Annotated in this window: 11 protein-coding genes; 10 read left to right on the top strand and 1 reads right to left on the bottom strand. The window is 51.0% G+C overall.

The window, feature by feature from the left end; genetic code table 11:
- The 6 genes from AB1611_04025 to AB1611_04000 form a co-directional block, all read left to right on the top strand.
- The coding region (locus AB1611_04025; protein MEW6378762.1) for a hypothetical protein at nt 1-261 on the top strand (261 nt) is incomplete at its 5' end.
- A 243-nt stretch (nt 262-504) separates the two neighbouring features.
- A complete protein-coding gene (locus AB1611_04020; protein MEW6378761.1) occupies nt 505-1,503 on the top strand; it encodes a transposase in 999 nt (332 codons plus the stop codon).
- Between the two features lie 679 nt (nt 1,504-2,182).
- Nucleotides 2,183-4,834 carry an Ig-like domain-containing protein gene (locus tag AB1611_04015; protein ID MEW6378760.1) on the top strand — a complete coding sequence of 884 codons (2,652 nt, stop codon included), beginning with the start codon at nt 2,183-2,185 and terminating at the stop codon, nt 4,832-4,834.
- A 53-nt stretch (nt 4,835-4,887) separates the two neighbouring features.
- On the top strand, nt 4,888-5,586 hold the full coding sequence (locus AB1611_04010) for a hypothetical protein (protein ID MEW6378759.1): 699 nt from the start codon (nt 4,888-4,890) through the stop codon (nt 5,584-5,586).
- Between the two features lie 37 nt (nt 5,587-5,623).
- A complete protein-coding gene (locus AB1611_04005; GenBank protein ID MEW6378758.1) occupies nt 5,624-7,630 on the top strand; it encodes a hypothetical protein in 2,007 nt (668 codons plus the stop codon).
- Between the two features lie 57 nt (nt 7,631-7,687).
- Nucleotides 7,688-9,703 carry a hypothetical protein gene (locus AB1611_04000; protein ID MEW6378757.1) on the top strand — a complete coding sequence of 672 codons (2,016 nt, stop codon included), beginning with the start codon at nt 7,688-7,690 and terminating at the stop codon, nt 9,701-9,703.
- An 88-nt stretch (nt 9,704-9,791) separates the two neighbouring features.
- On the opposite strand, the gene AB1611_03995 is transcribed toward AB1611_04000, so the two are convergent.
- Nucleotides 9,792-10,217 (bottom strand): cupin domain-containing protein, encoded by a 426-nt coding sequence (locus tag AB1611_03995; GenBank protein ID MEW6378756.1) that lies wholly within the window; start codon nt 10,215-10,217, stop codon nt 9,792-9,794.
- Nucleotides 10,218-10,680: 463 nt separating this feature from the next.
- On the opposite strand from AB1611_03995, the gene AB1611_03990 reads away from it, so the two are divergent.
- From AB1611_03990 to AB1611_03975, 4 genes are all read left to right on the top strand, one after another.
- Nucleotides 10,681-10,932 carry an addiction module protein gene (locus AB1611_03990; protein MEW6378755.1) on the top strand — a complete coding sequence of 84 codons (252 nt, stop codon included), beginning with the start codon at nt 10,681-10,683 and terminating at the stop codon, nt 10,930-10,932.
- A complete protein-coding gene (locus AB1611_03985) occupies nt 10,929-11,237 on the top strand; it encodes a type II toxin-antitoxin system RelE/ParE family toxin (protein ID MEW6378754.1) in 309 nt (102 codons plus the stop codon). Before AB1611_03990 ends, AB1611_03985 begins: the two co-directional genes overlap by 4 nt.
- 172 nt (nt 11,238-11,409) lie before the next feature.
- The gene (locus AB1611_03980) at nt 11,410-13,170 is read left to right on the top strand and encodes a B12-binding domain-containing radical SAM protein (GenBank protein MEW6378753.1); all 1,761 of its coding nucleotides are present in this window, start codon (nt 11,410-11,412) and stop codon (nt 13,168-13,170) included.
- A gap of 220 nt (nt 13,171-13,390) precedes the next feature.
- Nucleotides 13,391-14,502: hypothetical protein (locus tag AB1611_03975; GenBank protein ID MEW6378752.1), on the top strand; the 1,112-nt coding region annotated here is incomplete at its 3' end.

Genomic DNA, 14,502 nt, shown 5'->3' with positions numbered 1-14,502 from the left:
GACTTTCATCAGGACCTTGCCGGATTGGTTGTTCTCTGCGTCTCTGCGTCTCTGCGGGAGATATTTTTTTCCCTGTGTGCTTTGTGTCCTCTCTATATTATAAGCTTGGCTTATGTAAGTGCCATTCATATTAGATACCGTTTTAAAAGAGAAGCCAGGAGTCAGAAGTCAGAAGTCAGAAGCCAGAAGCCAGGAGTCAGGAGTCAGGAGTCAGAAGTCAGAAGTCAGAAGTCAGAAGAAGGTATGGTGACTGATATATGAGACTCTCTACCGGACACTTTTGAGGTAACAACGGCGAATGAACGCGAATGAACGCGAACTGAACAAAGAGGACTCGATAATGAAGGCAAATCAAAAGAATTTATGAGCGTCTATTCGTGTGCATTCGCGGTTGATTACAGGAATTGAAAAAAAAGTGTCCGGTAGCGAAATATGAGAGTGAATTAATTTTAACATCTTTACAAAAATTGCCAAGTACTGAGATTAAAAATAGCAGGAGAATATATGGCTAGACCATTGCGAATTGAATTTGAAGGTGCCTTTTATCATGTAACAGCTCGAGGCAATGAACAGAGAACGATCTACCAGTCACGATTTGATTATGAAAAATTCAAGGAGTATTTACAGGAAGCCCAGGAAAAATATAACTGCACTCTTCACTGCTATGTGCTTATGACGAATCACTATCATCTGATCATGGAGACAGCACAAGCCAACCTGAGCAAGGTCATGCATTATATTAATGGCTCTTACACCACATACTTCAATACAAAGCGAAAAAGAACCGGTCACCTCTTCCAGGGAAGATATAAAGCCTTGCTGGTAGAGCGAGATAACTATTTGCTGGAGTTGAGCCGCTATCTACACCTGAATCCTGTGAGGGCAAAGATGGTGGAAAGACCGGAAGATTATCCCTTTAGCAGCTATAGAGCTTATGTATGTAAAGATGCAGAAGATATTATTAGCCATGATCTTATCTGGGAAATGATTTCGAGAAATAAACAGGAAGCCCCAGGCAGGTACAAGGCATTTGTAGAGGATGCGATCGGGATAGAAGGAGAGAATCCTCTGAGGAATATCTATGGAGGAGTGATCCTGGGAGGGGGAGAATTTATTGAGGAAACCCTGCGGAAATTTCAAGGAAAGGAGATCGCCAAAAGATGCGATATCTCCTGCCGTAGAGCACTGAGTAACAGATTGTCCTCCCTTGATATTGAATTCATTATTGATCAGATGTGCAGTTGTTTGCATACTTCAAAAGATGACATCTTCAACAAGAATGGAAAATACAGGGACCTGGCTGTTTACTTGGCTAAAAGATATACAAACCTCTCGAACAGGCAAATCGGACAGATATTCACCAACCTGAGCTATTCAGCAGTGACTAAAGTGTGTCAGAGATTTATTCAAAAGATGGAAAAGAATAGTGACCTGAAAAAAAATGTGGAAACCATGAAAGCACATTTGCTTTATTCGTCTGATTTGTCAAATGTCAAGGGCTGACCCCACTGGTTTCATTTTTTTGACAATAGGGAGCATTGAAAGATAAAATATTATTATGAGCCAGGGCTGTGTCTATCTGTGGCAGGTATATTTGTTTATGGGCTGGTAGGGATATGGATGTTGGCGAATTCCCCTGACTCGGTGCATGGTTATGGTATTGGGCTTTGCAAAATACCCGGCAAGTTTATTATACCTGGAATGAAAGAGAAGCATTATCAATTTGTTCCAGAGACTGCAGACACCGCTTACCTCCAGCATAATCCCCAGCGTAATAATCCCCAGCATAAGACTCTGCCTCCATAAAGCGAGAGTTTGATAGGGAGAGCCTTTCTTTACAATTGGAGTGGCCATACAAGGTACCTCTCTCGTACAAACACGAGGTACCAGAATGGGCTTTTTGGCAAAATTATAAGGGGATTTGCCGGGGGGAAGATCGGAGGTAAATGGCCTGAAAAAAACGTACTCGATGACTATTGGGAGAATGGCTCATATCGCCCGTCAGCATGGGCGACGGCATGGGAGAGATGAAAATTTTAAGCTCACTGCAATCATGCATTACCAATACAATATGGTTCTGGTGCTTGTTGTAAGACCTTGATTTTGATGAGTTAAATGCAATATCAAAAACGGCCGCAAGAAGCTGGAACATAAGAGGATATCTTTCACCGAGGAGAAAAAAATGAATGTCATAAAGACTGGATGGGGACTATTGACAGCGGGTCTGGCTGTCGTATGTCTTGTCTTCGGTACCGGAGGTGTAGCCTGGTCCGCTCCGTTTCATTACCAAACCAATTGTACGGCTTGTCATGATCTGAGCGGTTCCAGTCAAAACCTGGCGGGCATTTCGGAAACGATCAATGGAGAGAATGTCGTATTTCAGATTAAGCCTGATCACTATGCTGACGGGAGTGGAAGCCGTATCTGTGAAGTATGTCATACCTCGACGAATTATTATCGAACGGATGGCACATCCCCGCGGGGCAGCCATTATACCGGTCAGGATTGTTCCGCGTGCCATTTCCATTGCGGAGAGTTTTTCCACAATGGCGGTTCCGGAACCGGCTGTATATCGTGTCATGGCCACGATAGTGGATACGAGTATGAACCGGGTCAAACGAGTCCGGGAGCAGGCTCTTTTATCAGCCATTCCACGCATACGGAACACGACAGCGATGATTTGCGGGGGCCATGTATTGATTGTGCTGCCTGTCACGATACTGCCAATTATCCATTTTTTAAATCCGGGACGGACAGCAATGGAGATGGACATTTCAATCTTTCAGAGACGGATGTTTGCGACGGGTGTCATAGCCCGGCTGGTGCCTATGATGGAGTTGATGACCCGGTGATCGGAGCCAAAGCAAACTGGCAGAGCGGAGTGTATCAACAGCCGCAGGGGCAGGACCTGCAATCCGGACGGGAAAACTGGTGTGCCGGATGCCACGACGATGGCATTTCAGTCAGTGAGGGAATATCCGCCCCCAATGTTATGGGCGATAATGCCACCTATGGCTACAACATCACCGGCCATAAGATCACCTGCTCAGCCTGTCATACTGTGACCACTGCCCATATCGACGGTGATGCCCGGACGTATGCTCACGGCTCCGATCCATTTAATCCCGATGATCCTCACAATTACCAGAATGGATATCGGCTTAAATATTCCATGACCATACCTTTGGGGGTCGGTCCTCTGGGCGGTTCGGGTGCCAATCGATTCACCCTCTGCTTTACCTGTCACAACTATGACCGTATTATGGGAAGTACCGCTCCCTTTATGACTAATTTCCAGGATGACGGGGTCAACCGGCATCGGGCCCATATCACTTCCGGACGGGTGGCCTGGGATTCGGACTGGGATTACCGGCTGGTTCCCGATGAAATCATTGTGGATAATCTCAACGCCGTTTTTGTGGGTGATTGGCCTTCCTCCACAGTGATTGGAGGATACTATGGAACTGATTACCAGTGGCATGCGGCGGGAGATGGCACCAGCACCGCTGCCTGGATCCCGCTCCTTCCCCAGAACAGAGAATACAAAGTCTACGCCCGCTGGCCGGCAAGCGCCGAGCATGCCAGTAATGCTCAGTATTCCATCGTGTATAGCGGTGGAACCTATACGGGAACAGTAAATCAACAGATTAATGGGAACACCTGGACGCTGTTGGGAACATTTTCCTTTATCGAGGGAAGCTCCGGCTATGTCCAGCTCTCTGATCTGGCAAATGGTATTGTCGTAGCCGATGCCGTAAAATTCGGTGATGCCCTTATCGATTCCCGCCTCAGTTGCCCTGCCTGCCACAATGTGCATGGCGCCCCGAATCCGGTGATGATCCGCCACGGAGAATTGATCAGTACGCCGGGAACCGAGGATAAGGTGCCTGCCCTGAGCTTCCGCTGGTATAAACAGGATGGATTTACTCCCACCATCTTTGGTGAAGAGAGCGCTTATGGTGATATGCCGGTGCTGGGAGGAGTTGGAGGCGGAGCTTTGGAAGACACAGGTGTATGTGTTGCCTGTCACGCTGGTCCGTCAACCATCAAATATGACCGGACCTATCAGGCACTGGACAAGCCTGCGGGCACCTGGGCCAGACCGGTGCTTCCCCCTTCGATCCGGTTGCTGAATCCGCAGCCGGGAAGTGAAGGCGTGGCTGTAGACAGTAACCTCAGCCTGCTGCTTCTCTCCAATGGCCAGGATGCTCTTGACTGGAGCACATTCTCCATTTCCCTGCAGGGCGATCTTTCCTATTCGCAAACCTATACGGATGAGGATACCGGAATCGTTTCAGTCACCGGAACATCCTCCCGCTATCAGGTAACTGTCAATCCCGCAACCAATTTCAGCGACCAGGAACATATTACCATAACGGTATCGATCCAGGATGTTGGCGGCCATAGCCTGACCCCGCCCGCCTGGGATTTTACCACCGGGGTTTCTTCCCCCGTTATCTGGAGAACTCCCCAGGCAGTTCATTCTGAATATCTTTTCTGGCTGCCCGAATGCCTGATTGACGATCATCCGGAGACGGGCAATATGTACGTTCCCTTTGCCGACCATTGGGTAATTTTTGATTTGGGACAAAGCTGTCAGGTTACGCAAATTCGCCTTCTCCTCTCGGCCACCCGGCAGTGGAACATCTTCGTCAGCGATGATCCAGCCGCCTTTGGCACTGCGGTGAAAGCCAATTGGCTGGCCCAGGCAGATCCGGCAGGAACGGGCACTGCCGTTACTCCCAAACAGGGCAGATATCTCAAACTCTTTACGGGAATGGGACCACTCGAGGTTAATACACTGCTGGAAGTAGACGTGGCCACAGAGAACTGATATTCGCAGTCTTGGCAGAGTTTATTATAATCGCGAAATAAGGAGAATTACCGATGAAGAAATTCATAGGGATTATCGTACTGGGAAGTATAGTATTATTCTTCATGCCTTCGTATTCGCTGGAAGCTGCCTCTTTTTCCGTTCCTTCCAGAGAATGCCCTACCATTCAGAAGGCAATTTCCCTGGCTCGGGATGGGGATACGGTTACCGTTTTCCCCGGCATATATCGTGAAAATCTGGTTATTGATGGGAAATCCATCAATCTCCAGGGTAAAAACCGGGAAAGGACTATCCTCGATGGAGGAAACAGGGCTCCCTGCATTATCCTGAAGAACGGGAGTAATGGCCGGATCCAGGGATTGACTATCCAGCATGGAAACGCTCGGGGAAATGCAGGTGAGGGTGGCGGCATTGCCTGTTATCAATCCAATCCGGCAATTCAGGATAATATCTTCAAAAACAATGTTGCTGATAAGGGGCTGGGAGGAGCGATTTTCTGTTTCAAGTCCTCTCCGGTTATCAAAAACAATGACTTTTACCAGAACAGGGCCGATTATGGTGAAGGAGGGGCTCTGTATGTCTTCCGGTCAACCCCGACCCTGGTGAACAATAACTTCACTGAAAACCAGGCATTGTCTGGAGAGGGCGGGGCGGTTTCCCTCATCGAGTCACAGGGAACAGTGCAGAACAATGCTGTCCTCGGTAATCGCGCTAATAGCGGGAAAGATATTCACACCTACTGGAAGGAATAAAACTTTTCAAGCACAGGTAAGGAAGGAAGGTAAAGCGATGAAGATCACAGAATCTCAAGGCCGGTATGTGCGGCTCGCTGTTTTTATAATCATAGTGCTCGTAGCAGGGATTCCCGCCTTCCCGCAGGCGGGGATGGCGGGTTATCCTGATACCTCTCACGGTGACACCGCGTTTGGGGTCAATCGTGCCGGTCATATAGAATGCCCGGAAGGCACAGGGTGTCTGACAGGAGACTGCACCCACTGCCATGATACGTTCGATGGCGGTATTTGCGGGGTAAACCAGAGGATGCTGTTTACTGACCTGGATGACCCCGACTTTTGCATGAAGTGTCATACGACCAGCGGCTCTCAGCAGGCTGGCGGCATGTCAGGTGCTCCTGCCAGTATCCCGGCAGTGTTTGGCAAGACCTACCGGCACAATGTTACCGGCTACAGCGGTCTTCACCGCTATTCGCCCAAAGAGGAAACCAGGGCCTACCTGTCGGCCAATAAGCACGTGGAGTGCAATGACTGCCATAACCCTCATGCCGCTGACAGCGGATTGCATAATGAGCTGGCCAGTAATGCGGGGCTCCATCTTGCATCCGGCACGAATGAAATCGCCAGTTCAGGCCCGCTCAAAGGTGCCTTCGGCATCGAGCCGGCAGTATGGGGAAGCAGCAACTGGAGCGGAGTGTCATGGCCCGTAACATTAACAGGAGCAACCAGAGAATACCAGATTTGCTTCAAGTGCCACAGCGATTACAATACCAGTTTCTCTTCCTGGGGAGGATCGGGGACTCAGGCATGGACAAACGTTGCCCTGGAGTTCAATCCCAGTAACGGATCCTATCACCCTGTCGTTCAGGCTCTTCCTGACACGGACCCTGCCAGCATGTGCTGTTCTGACCGGCTGCCCGCCCCATTTACGAGTCTTCTCATTGGTGATTCCGGCCTTTCCGCTCAAGCTGGAGATTTCACTCTTGCCATTGATCCTGCCGCGGGCAATGGTAAGACATGGACAGCTAACCAATGGACAAATTGGGGCGTAAGAGTGGGAACGCTGACTACGGGCGGGAATCTGTACTATAATCAGGTTGGGAAAATTGTCTCAAACACTTCGACCAGCCTCACCATTTCATGGCAGGATATGACGGGACTTACGTTTATAAACTACAAGTACGATGTGGTTTATTCCATTGAATATTATGCAGGAAAGGGCACCAAAGCCGGCATCAGAATCACGGACACTGCCAAGAACTTTCATCAATATCTGCCGTCACTGGTGGGTTATAAGGTCGTTATATGCAGCAGTCCGGGAAGCTCTCAAAAAATTGCCATAGGTCAGGTCGTGCAAAGTCAGCCTACATGGTTTGAAGTAGCGCAATGGACTGCCTGGCAGGCTCCAACGGGAGTCCCTGTTGGGGGTGTACCTGCGGACGGAACAATCGGCTACTACTTCTCAGCAACCGGCAAGACCCTGATGTGCTCCGACTGTCACAGCAATAACGAGATTTCCGGGACTTCAGCCCAGGGGCCGCATGGCTCCACAGTCAAATGGATGCTGAAAGGACGAAACAGGGCCTGGCCTACCCTGTCAGCCTCAGAGAACGGAACAGGAACAGGCACGTTACGCAAGATCGGAAACACTGCTGCTCCTAACCATAGATCCGTAAAAGACGGGAATCCGGATGGGAATGGCCTGTTTTGCCTGAACTGCCACTCCACGGTGAGTTTTTCCAAGAATAAATACGGGGTCCAGGATGGCACCAATATCCATCTTATTCATGCTGCTGGCTGGCCCGATGGGCCTGAATGTGTAAGGTGTCACATCCTTGTGCCCCATGGCGGCAAGTTATCCAGATTGATTGGAGACCGCAGCACCATGCCGAGCCGCTACGCCTTTAACAACGATCTTTCCAATATGTGGATTACAAAGTTCAGCAAATGTGACGATCCCGCAGGCTATAACGACCCTCCCGGAGGGGGTGATCTTTTTTGCTCGGTTCTGTGTCACGGAGTAGCAAATCATGTATCTGGGGTAAATGGTGAGGATTGGTAAGGGAACCTCTAGGTAAGAGAACCTTTCCAGCACAGGTAAGGAAGGGAAGGTAAAGCGATGCAGATCATAGAATCTCAAGGCCGGTATGTGCGGCTCGCTGTTTTTATAATCATAGTGCTCGTAGCAGGGATTCCCGCCTTCCCGCAGGCGGGGATGGCGGGTTATCCTGATACCTCTCACGGTGACACCGCGTTTGGGGTCAATCGTGCCGGTCATATAGAATGCCCGGAAGGCACAGGGTGTCTGACAGGAGACTGCACCCACTGCCATGATACGTTCGATGGCGGTATTTGCGGGGTAAACCAGAGGATGCTGTTTACTGACCTGGATGACCCCGACTTTTGCATGAAGTGTCATACGACCAGCGGCTCTCAGCAGGCTGGCGGCATGTCAGGTGCTCCTGCCAGTATCCCGGCAGTGTTTGGCAAGACCTACCGGCACAATGTTACCGGCTACAGCGGTCTTCACCGCTATTCGCCCAAAGAGGAAACCAGGGCCTACCTGTCGGCCAATAAGCACGTGGAGTGCAATGACTGCCATAACCCTCATGCCGCTGACAGCGGATTGCATAATGAGCTGGCCAGTAATGCGGGGCTCCATCTTGCATCCGGCACGAATGAAATAGCTGCTTCGGGTCCTCTCAAGGGTGCCTTCGGCATCGAGCCGGCAGTATGGGGAAGCAGCAACTGGAGCACAGTATCCTCATGGCCCGCCCTCTTGTCGGTGGCAACCAGGGAATACCATATCTGTTTCAAGTGTCACAGCAATTATAACACCAGTTTCTCTTCCTGGGGCGGATCGGGAACTCAGTCATGGACAGATGCTGCACTGGAGTTCAATTCCAAGAACAATTCCTATCACCCGGCAGCTCAGGCACTTCCTGATACTGACCCCGGAAATGAGTGTTGCTCCAACCGGCTGCCAGCCCCATTTACCAGCCTGCTCATTGGGGATTCCGGCCTTTCCGGTTATGCTTACGAATTCACTTTGAATATCGATCCCGATGCAGGCAATGGCAAGAGATGGCAGACGAACCAATGGGCAAATTGGGGAATCCGCGTGGGGACCTTGAGCAAAGCCGGATCATACACCTTCAACCAGGTTGGAAAAATCAATTCGAATACCACGACCAGTCTCAGCATTTCATGGCAGGGTATGACAGGGCTCCAGTCCGGATCAGACAAGTACGATGTGGTTTACTCCATCGAATACTATGCGGGCAAGGGCACGAAAGCCGGGAACAGAATCACGGACACTGTCAAGAACTACCATCAATACCTGCCGTCATTGGTGGGGTATTATGTCGTTATTTGCAGCAGTCCGGGGAGTACGCAAAAGTATGCCATTGGCCAGGTCGTGCAAAGTCAGCCCACCTGGTTTGAAGTAGCCCAATGGATCGCCTGGCAGGCTCCAACGGGAGTCCCTGTCGGCGGCGTACCTTCGGATGGAACCGTCGGCTACTACTTCTCCGCAACCGGCAAGACCATGATGTGCTCTGACTGTCACAGCAATAACGAGATTTCCGGAACATCGGCCCAGGGACCGCACGGATCGACAGTCAAATGGATGCTCAAAGGGAGAAACAGGGCCTGGCCCACCCTGTCAGCGGCAGAAAACGGCACCGGCACCGGCACCTTGCGCAAGATCGCAAATACCGCTGTCCCTAACCATCGATCGGTCAAGGATGGACATCCGGACGGAAACGGGCTGTTCTGCCTGAACTGTCATTCCACCGTGAGTTTTTCCAAGAATAAGTACGGGGTCCAGGACAGCACCAATGTCCATATCTCTCATGCCTCCAACTGGCCCGATGGACCTGAATGCATAAGGTGTCACATCCTTGTGCCTCACGGGGGCAAGCTGTCCAGATTGATCGGAGACCAGGACAGCAGCATGCCCGCCCGGTATGCATTTAACAATGACCTTTCAAATATGTGGGTGACGAAGTTCTGGAAATGTGACGATCCGGCAGGCTATGACAATACCCCCGGCAGGGGTAATGACTGGTGCTCGGTTCTGTGTCATGGCCAGACATACCATCATCCAGCCGATGGAAACGGTGATGACTGGTAAGATGCCATAAGGATTGTCCTCTTTGCAGGGAGCCGGGGCTTTACACCCCGGCCCCCTGCAGGATGCTGCCCTGAGTGCGCTGTGACTATCACCGGCTGAGTTTTTCGATAATCGCCGTATGCTCAGGATATCGCTCGATCAGTTCCCTTCTGTCCCCCAGACGAAAGTCGATGAAATCAAAACCCGGTGCTACCGTACAGCCTACCAACGTATAATCGGTGCCGCTGGCTGCCGCTCTGCTGCTGCCTGTCGCCCCCCCGCTGTCAATCGCAGCCCCGAACCAGCATCCTGCCTCCACCACTGCCTGAAATACTTCTCCCCGCTCGTAATCGCTGCCAAGCCTCACCTGCGAGTACTTCCCCGTATTATCAATGATGTGGATCGCCAAGGCAGCACCGGAGTAAAAATGCCACATTTCATCAGACTTGAGGCTGTGGAAGGCGGAAAATTCATCGGCACTTAAAAGGTAATAGATGGCCGTCGAGACAGGGCGGCTGGACGATAGCTCCATCATGGAGCAAAAGCCTGTCCTTAATCCACCTCTTAAGTTAATGACATTGCCCTTTGGGGGGAGAGGGTTAGGGTGAGGGGGGCGTCGTTGAACCAAACCGGCCGGGTAATTCCCGTGCCGTGCACTTAGCGAGACGACCACTAAGAGGCTGTCCCAAAACCCTACTTCAGGTGACTGATTGTACCTGCGCCAAAGGTTTTGGGATGGCCTCTAAGTTACTAGAAGTCTCCCCTGATCTTCCCTTTCTTAAGTTGACTAAAAAGCGACTCTCCGTTCGATTTTAAAATCCTTTGCCCTTGAGATAAAGCACTGTGACTTTATCCTTGCCTTTCCGTAGATATTCTTATATTATTAGATAAAAGGATATTCAAAGTTGTATTTGGTTTGCTCATATTGGTAAGGTAACACACCTTTTACAGGCATTAAACTCCGTCATTCCCACCTTCGCGGGAATGACGAATGCGTGATGGCCATCATATATGAGCGATTTGGTTTAGAGAAGGGAACCGAAATGAACGCACTGGAAATCAAGAAAATGAGCAGAATTGAGCGTCTTCAAGCCATAGAGGCGCTTTGGGATTCACTTATTGATGAAGAATCCGAAGTAAAATCCCCTGAATGGCATAGGGATATCCTGGAAGAGAGGAAAATAAAGATTGAAACCGGCAAAGCAGAATTCATTTCTCTTGAAAAGCTGAGGGCGAGCCGTAAGTCATGAAAGTCAGAGACATCGTTATACTGAAAGATGCCGCTGATGATCTGAACGACGGAAAAGCTTTTTACGATCAAAGAGAAGCCGGTGTTGGTGATTACTTCTGGGATAGTCTCCTTGCCGATATCGAATCCCTGGTAATCTATGCAGGCATTCATAATAGAGAGCATGGTCTCTACCGAATGCTTGCCAAGCGATTTCCTTATGCCATTTACTACGAAATCGTAGATGACATTGCTTATGTTGTAGCGGTCTTGCCAATGCGCCGTAATCCTGCATTGATCAAGAGAAAAGTAGAGGGAAGGAGCTGACAAATGGTCTCTTAAGGAATTGAAAGGTAAGTGGTTAGAGACGTGTAGTATTTTCTGAAAAGAGTAGTAGGTGGATTTCCCCTCTCGATAGAGAGGGAAACACTTCTAAATCAAAACGATAATTTTACTCCAGGATATTGACATTTGAAAGAGGCTTGCATAGAATCGGCCCATGCGAATCCTTCTCCTTACTCTTCCCTTTTTTCATCCTGCGGAACCGCCCGGCCAGCTTGCCCTTCTCAAGTCGCTGTGGCAGCAGGATCAGCAGGAACATACGGTTTTAGCCTTTGACGCCAATCTCGATTTCCTGGACTATGTCTTATCCATCGAATATGTACTGGAGTGCCTTGCTGCCTTCAGCACGATGGGAGCGCCATCCTCCCGATGGACGCGGGCCAGGCGGGCATATCTTCACCTGGACCGGGCCAGGGCGGCGCTGAAGTCGGAGGAAGGGTATCGATCGTTCAGCCGCTATCTCACCTTCGTCCATCATCTGAATGATGCCCTGAAGCTGGTATTTGCCCCGTATCCTGACATGGCCGTATCCCTGAATAACTTTCAGTTGCTTCCCTATGCAGCGGTGGATATGGCAAATAACCTGCGCTCTGCCCGGCAAACCAACTGCTCCCCCTTCGATGACTGGTGCTCTGAGCGGCTCTTTCCCAGGGTCGAGCAGTATCGGCCCGACCTCATCGCCTTCTCCCTGACCTATCTCTCCCAGCTCTTTCCCACGCTCTTCGTGGCGGCCAGGCTCAAGACACGTTTTCCCAAAATACCGGCAATTATCGGCGGCGGATTGATCAACTGCTACCGGGACCGGCCCCGGAGCCTGTCCCTGCTCTCCGGCCTCTTTGACCGGATTGTCCTGGGAAGGGCGGCAGAATCCGGCCCGATGTGGCCTGCTGTTCTGCGGCAGTCAGCAGCGAAGAGCCCTTTCATCGAAACCCCGGACCTTCTGCCCCATCTTCCTGCCCCTGATTACGGGGATTTCAATCTGTCCGGCTATTTTTCGCCGGTCCCTGTCCTGCCCTATGCCACCAGCCTTGGCTGCTACTGGAACAGGTGTGCCTTTTGCCCGGATGCAGGGCGAAGCCCCCATACTTCCGGGAGCAAGGATCTGGCCCGGAACCTGCAAAAAACCCTTGAGGACCACCCCGGAGCGCTTTTTCATTTCACCGACCCGGCAGTGCCCCCGGCCAACATGGAAATTATCGCTGATCTTTTTGCCGGGCGCAACGTCACCTATTATTCCTTTGTCCGCTTTGAAGCCTGCTTTGAAGATGCCGCCTTTATGAAACATCTTTCCTCGTCCGGATGCAGGATGCTGCAGTTCGGCCTGGAAAGCGCATCGGAGCGGCTGCTTGCCCTGAGCCGAAAAGGTATCGATCTGCAACGGGCCGAGCGGATTCTGGAACTGTCGGCCCGGGAAAATATCCTGAATTATGTCTATCTTCTCTTTGGCCTGCCCTCGGAAACCGATCATGACCGCCGGAAAACCCTGGATTTTATCGCCCGTAACCAGAGTGTTGTTCATTTCATCAATCCTGCCCTGATGAATCTGCCGATTGGCAGTCCTATGGAGAGGGACCCCGGCAGGTTTCTCATCGACCGGACCTATGAGCTGGCTGCCACCGGGCCAGATTGTGAGGAATATGATAAAGGACAAGGTGACAGCCGGAAACAGGATGACGGCAGTCAGGCTTATGAACCGGGTAATGATCAGGATGAGGATGAGGGTGAGGCAGGCTGCTCATTCAGCCTGTATAAGGGGTTTATCTCCCAGGGGGAAAATATCCGGCCATCAGCCCGGCACTTTCTGGAAAAAGTATTTTCCCCTCATCCCCTGGTGGCTCCAATCTTGCAGCATGATCCTCCCTTTTTCCGGGCAGCCCATGCTCCTTTCTTTGGTTTGGCACGGAAACGGGGAAGATAACATAAGCCCCCCGCTCTTATGGGAAAGACGACACAGCAGCAGTGTTGTATTTCTCCCGCAGAGACGCTGAGACGCTGAGGATATCATTTTCGGTTATTCTCTGCGCCTCTGCGTCTCTGCGGGGAGATCATTTTTCCATGTGCCATCGCAATAGTAACAAAAAGCCAGACAATAGCGTCTATTAAGTATAACGCCTATCATAAACCAAAAAGGGGGATTAATGATGAAAGTCACAGGATGGGGAAAGATTGCAGTACTCAATCACACGGGCAACAAGAGTAATGCCATACGCAGGTGCGGCGCCAGCGGAAGGCGCAGCGACAGCAGCAGAGAAATAACAGGCGGGGGAGAAAGGAAAGCGGTTTCGATCAGCATGGTCATTTTTACCTGCATCGCCGCATTACTCATGCTGGGCCTTCCTGTCTTTCCGGGCTCCTGCGGTGGCCCGCTCCTGGCGGCAGCAGCGTCCCTCGGTGAAGTGGCCATCTATTATCCGAAGCTTCAGGGGATGATGAGCCTGAAGGAGCAGGAGTCCTGTGCCAATTATATCTTCAATCATCTTGGCCTGACCTCAAAGACCATATTCAGCGGATATAACCAGGGAACAGTCGATTCCCTGGATGCCTGGATCGAGGAGCGCCTGAAAAACGGCAAGCTGGATGTGCTGATAATTATCGATCTGTGCCCTGCTCTTATTTACGGGGGAGAGGTTGACGGATCATTGGCCGAGAAATGGATGGAGAACGGCAACATGCTGATCTGGACAGGATCCGAGCCCTTTGGCAGTTCGGTAAAGACCGATGGGAAGAAGCTGGATTACAGCACAGAGGCCAAAGGGGCAAGCCAGGTCCTTGACGTGTCCTCACCCGGTCTGTGCCGGGGCGGCGGTCTCCAGGAGCCGACTACGGCGGTCAGGGATTATGAAGATCCGGATGGAGATTACGATATCAGCTCGTTTACCGAATACATAGCCCAATACGCACTGCGCTACGATCATCTGCTGATCGACGCCCTCTCCTCGGACTGGCATCATATGTCCTTCTGGCGGGTCGATGAGATATTTGCCGAAGACAGTGAGAATTATCAGTCGGACAACATCATTCTGGTGAACACGGCAGGAGGTCAGTACGGCCAGTTCTACTGCCTGCCTGGATTCAACCAGGCCAGGATGGAAGTTATAACCCAGGTGCTCAATAACTGGCTCACCCTGCCCTGCCGCACCCTGGTGGTTCCCACCAGCCAGTATAAAACCATCCAGGCGGCCATTGATGCAGCCCAGGCCCGTGATACGGTCCTGGTCAGGGCCGGTACCTACCGCGAGCAGCTCGTTCT

This window comes from bacterium (assembly GCA_040755755.1).
GTDB lineage: Bacteria > SZUA-182 > SZUA-182 > DTGQ01 > DTGQ01 > DTGQ01.
Note: the sequence above shows the minus strand (reverse complement) of the source record. Positions and strands in the feature narration are given on the sequence as shown.

Coding starts and splice junctions, on each gene's coding strand:
- AB1611_04020 (MEW6378761.1), top strand. CDS start 505: ATGGCTAGACCATTGCGAATTGAATTTGAAGGTGCCTTTTATCATGTA.
- AB1611_04015 (MEW6378760.1), top strand. CDS start 2,183: ATGAATGTCATAAAGACTGGATGGGGACTATTGACAGCGGGTCTGGCT.
- AB1611_04010 (MEW6378759.1), top strand. CDS start 4,888: ATGAAGAAATTCATAGGGATTATCGTACTGGGAAGTATAGTATTATTC.
- AB1611_04005 (MEW6378758.1), top strand. CDS start 5,624: ATGAAGATCACAGAATCTCAAGGCCGGTATGTGCGGCTCGCTGTTTTT.
- AB1611_04000 (MEW6378757.1), top strand. CDS start 7,688: ATGCAGATCATAGAATCTCAAGGCCGGTATGTGCGGCTCGCTGTTTTT.
- AB1611_03995 (MEW6378756.1), bottom strand. CDS start 10,217: ATGATGGAGCTATCGTCCAGCCGCCCTGTCTCGACGGCCATCTATTAC.
- AB1611_03990 (MEW6378755.1), top strand. CDS start 10,681: ATGGCCATCATATATGAGCGATTTGGTTTAGAGAAGGGAACCGAAATG.
- AB1611_03985 (MEW6378754.1), top strand. CDS start 10,929: ATGAAAGTCAGAGACATCGTTATACTGAAAGATGCCGCTGATGATCTG.
- AB1611_03980 (MEW6378753.1), top strand. CDS start 11,410: ATGCGAATCCTTCTCCTTACTCTTCCCTTTTTTCATCCTGCGGAACCG.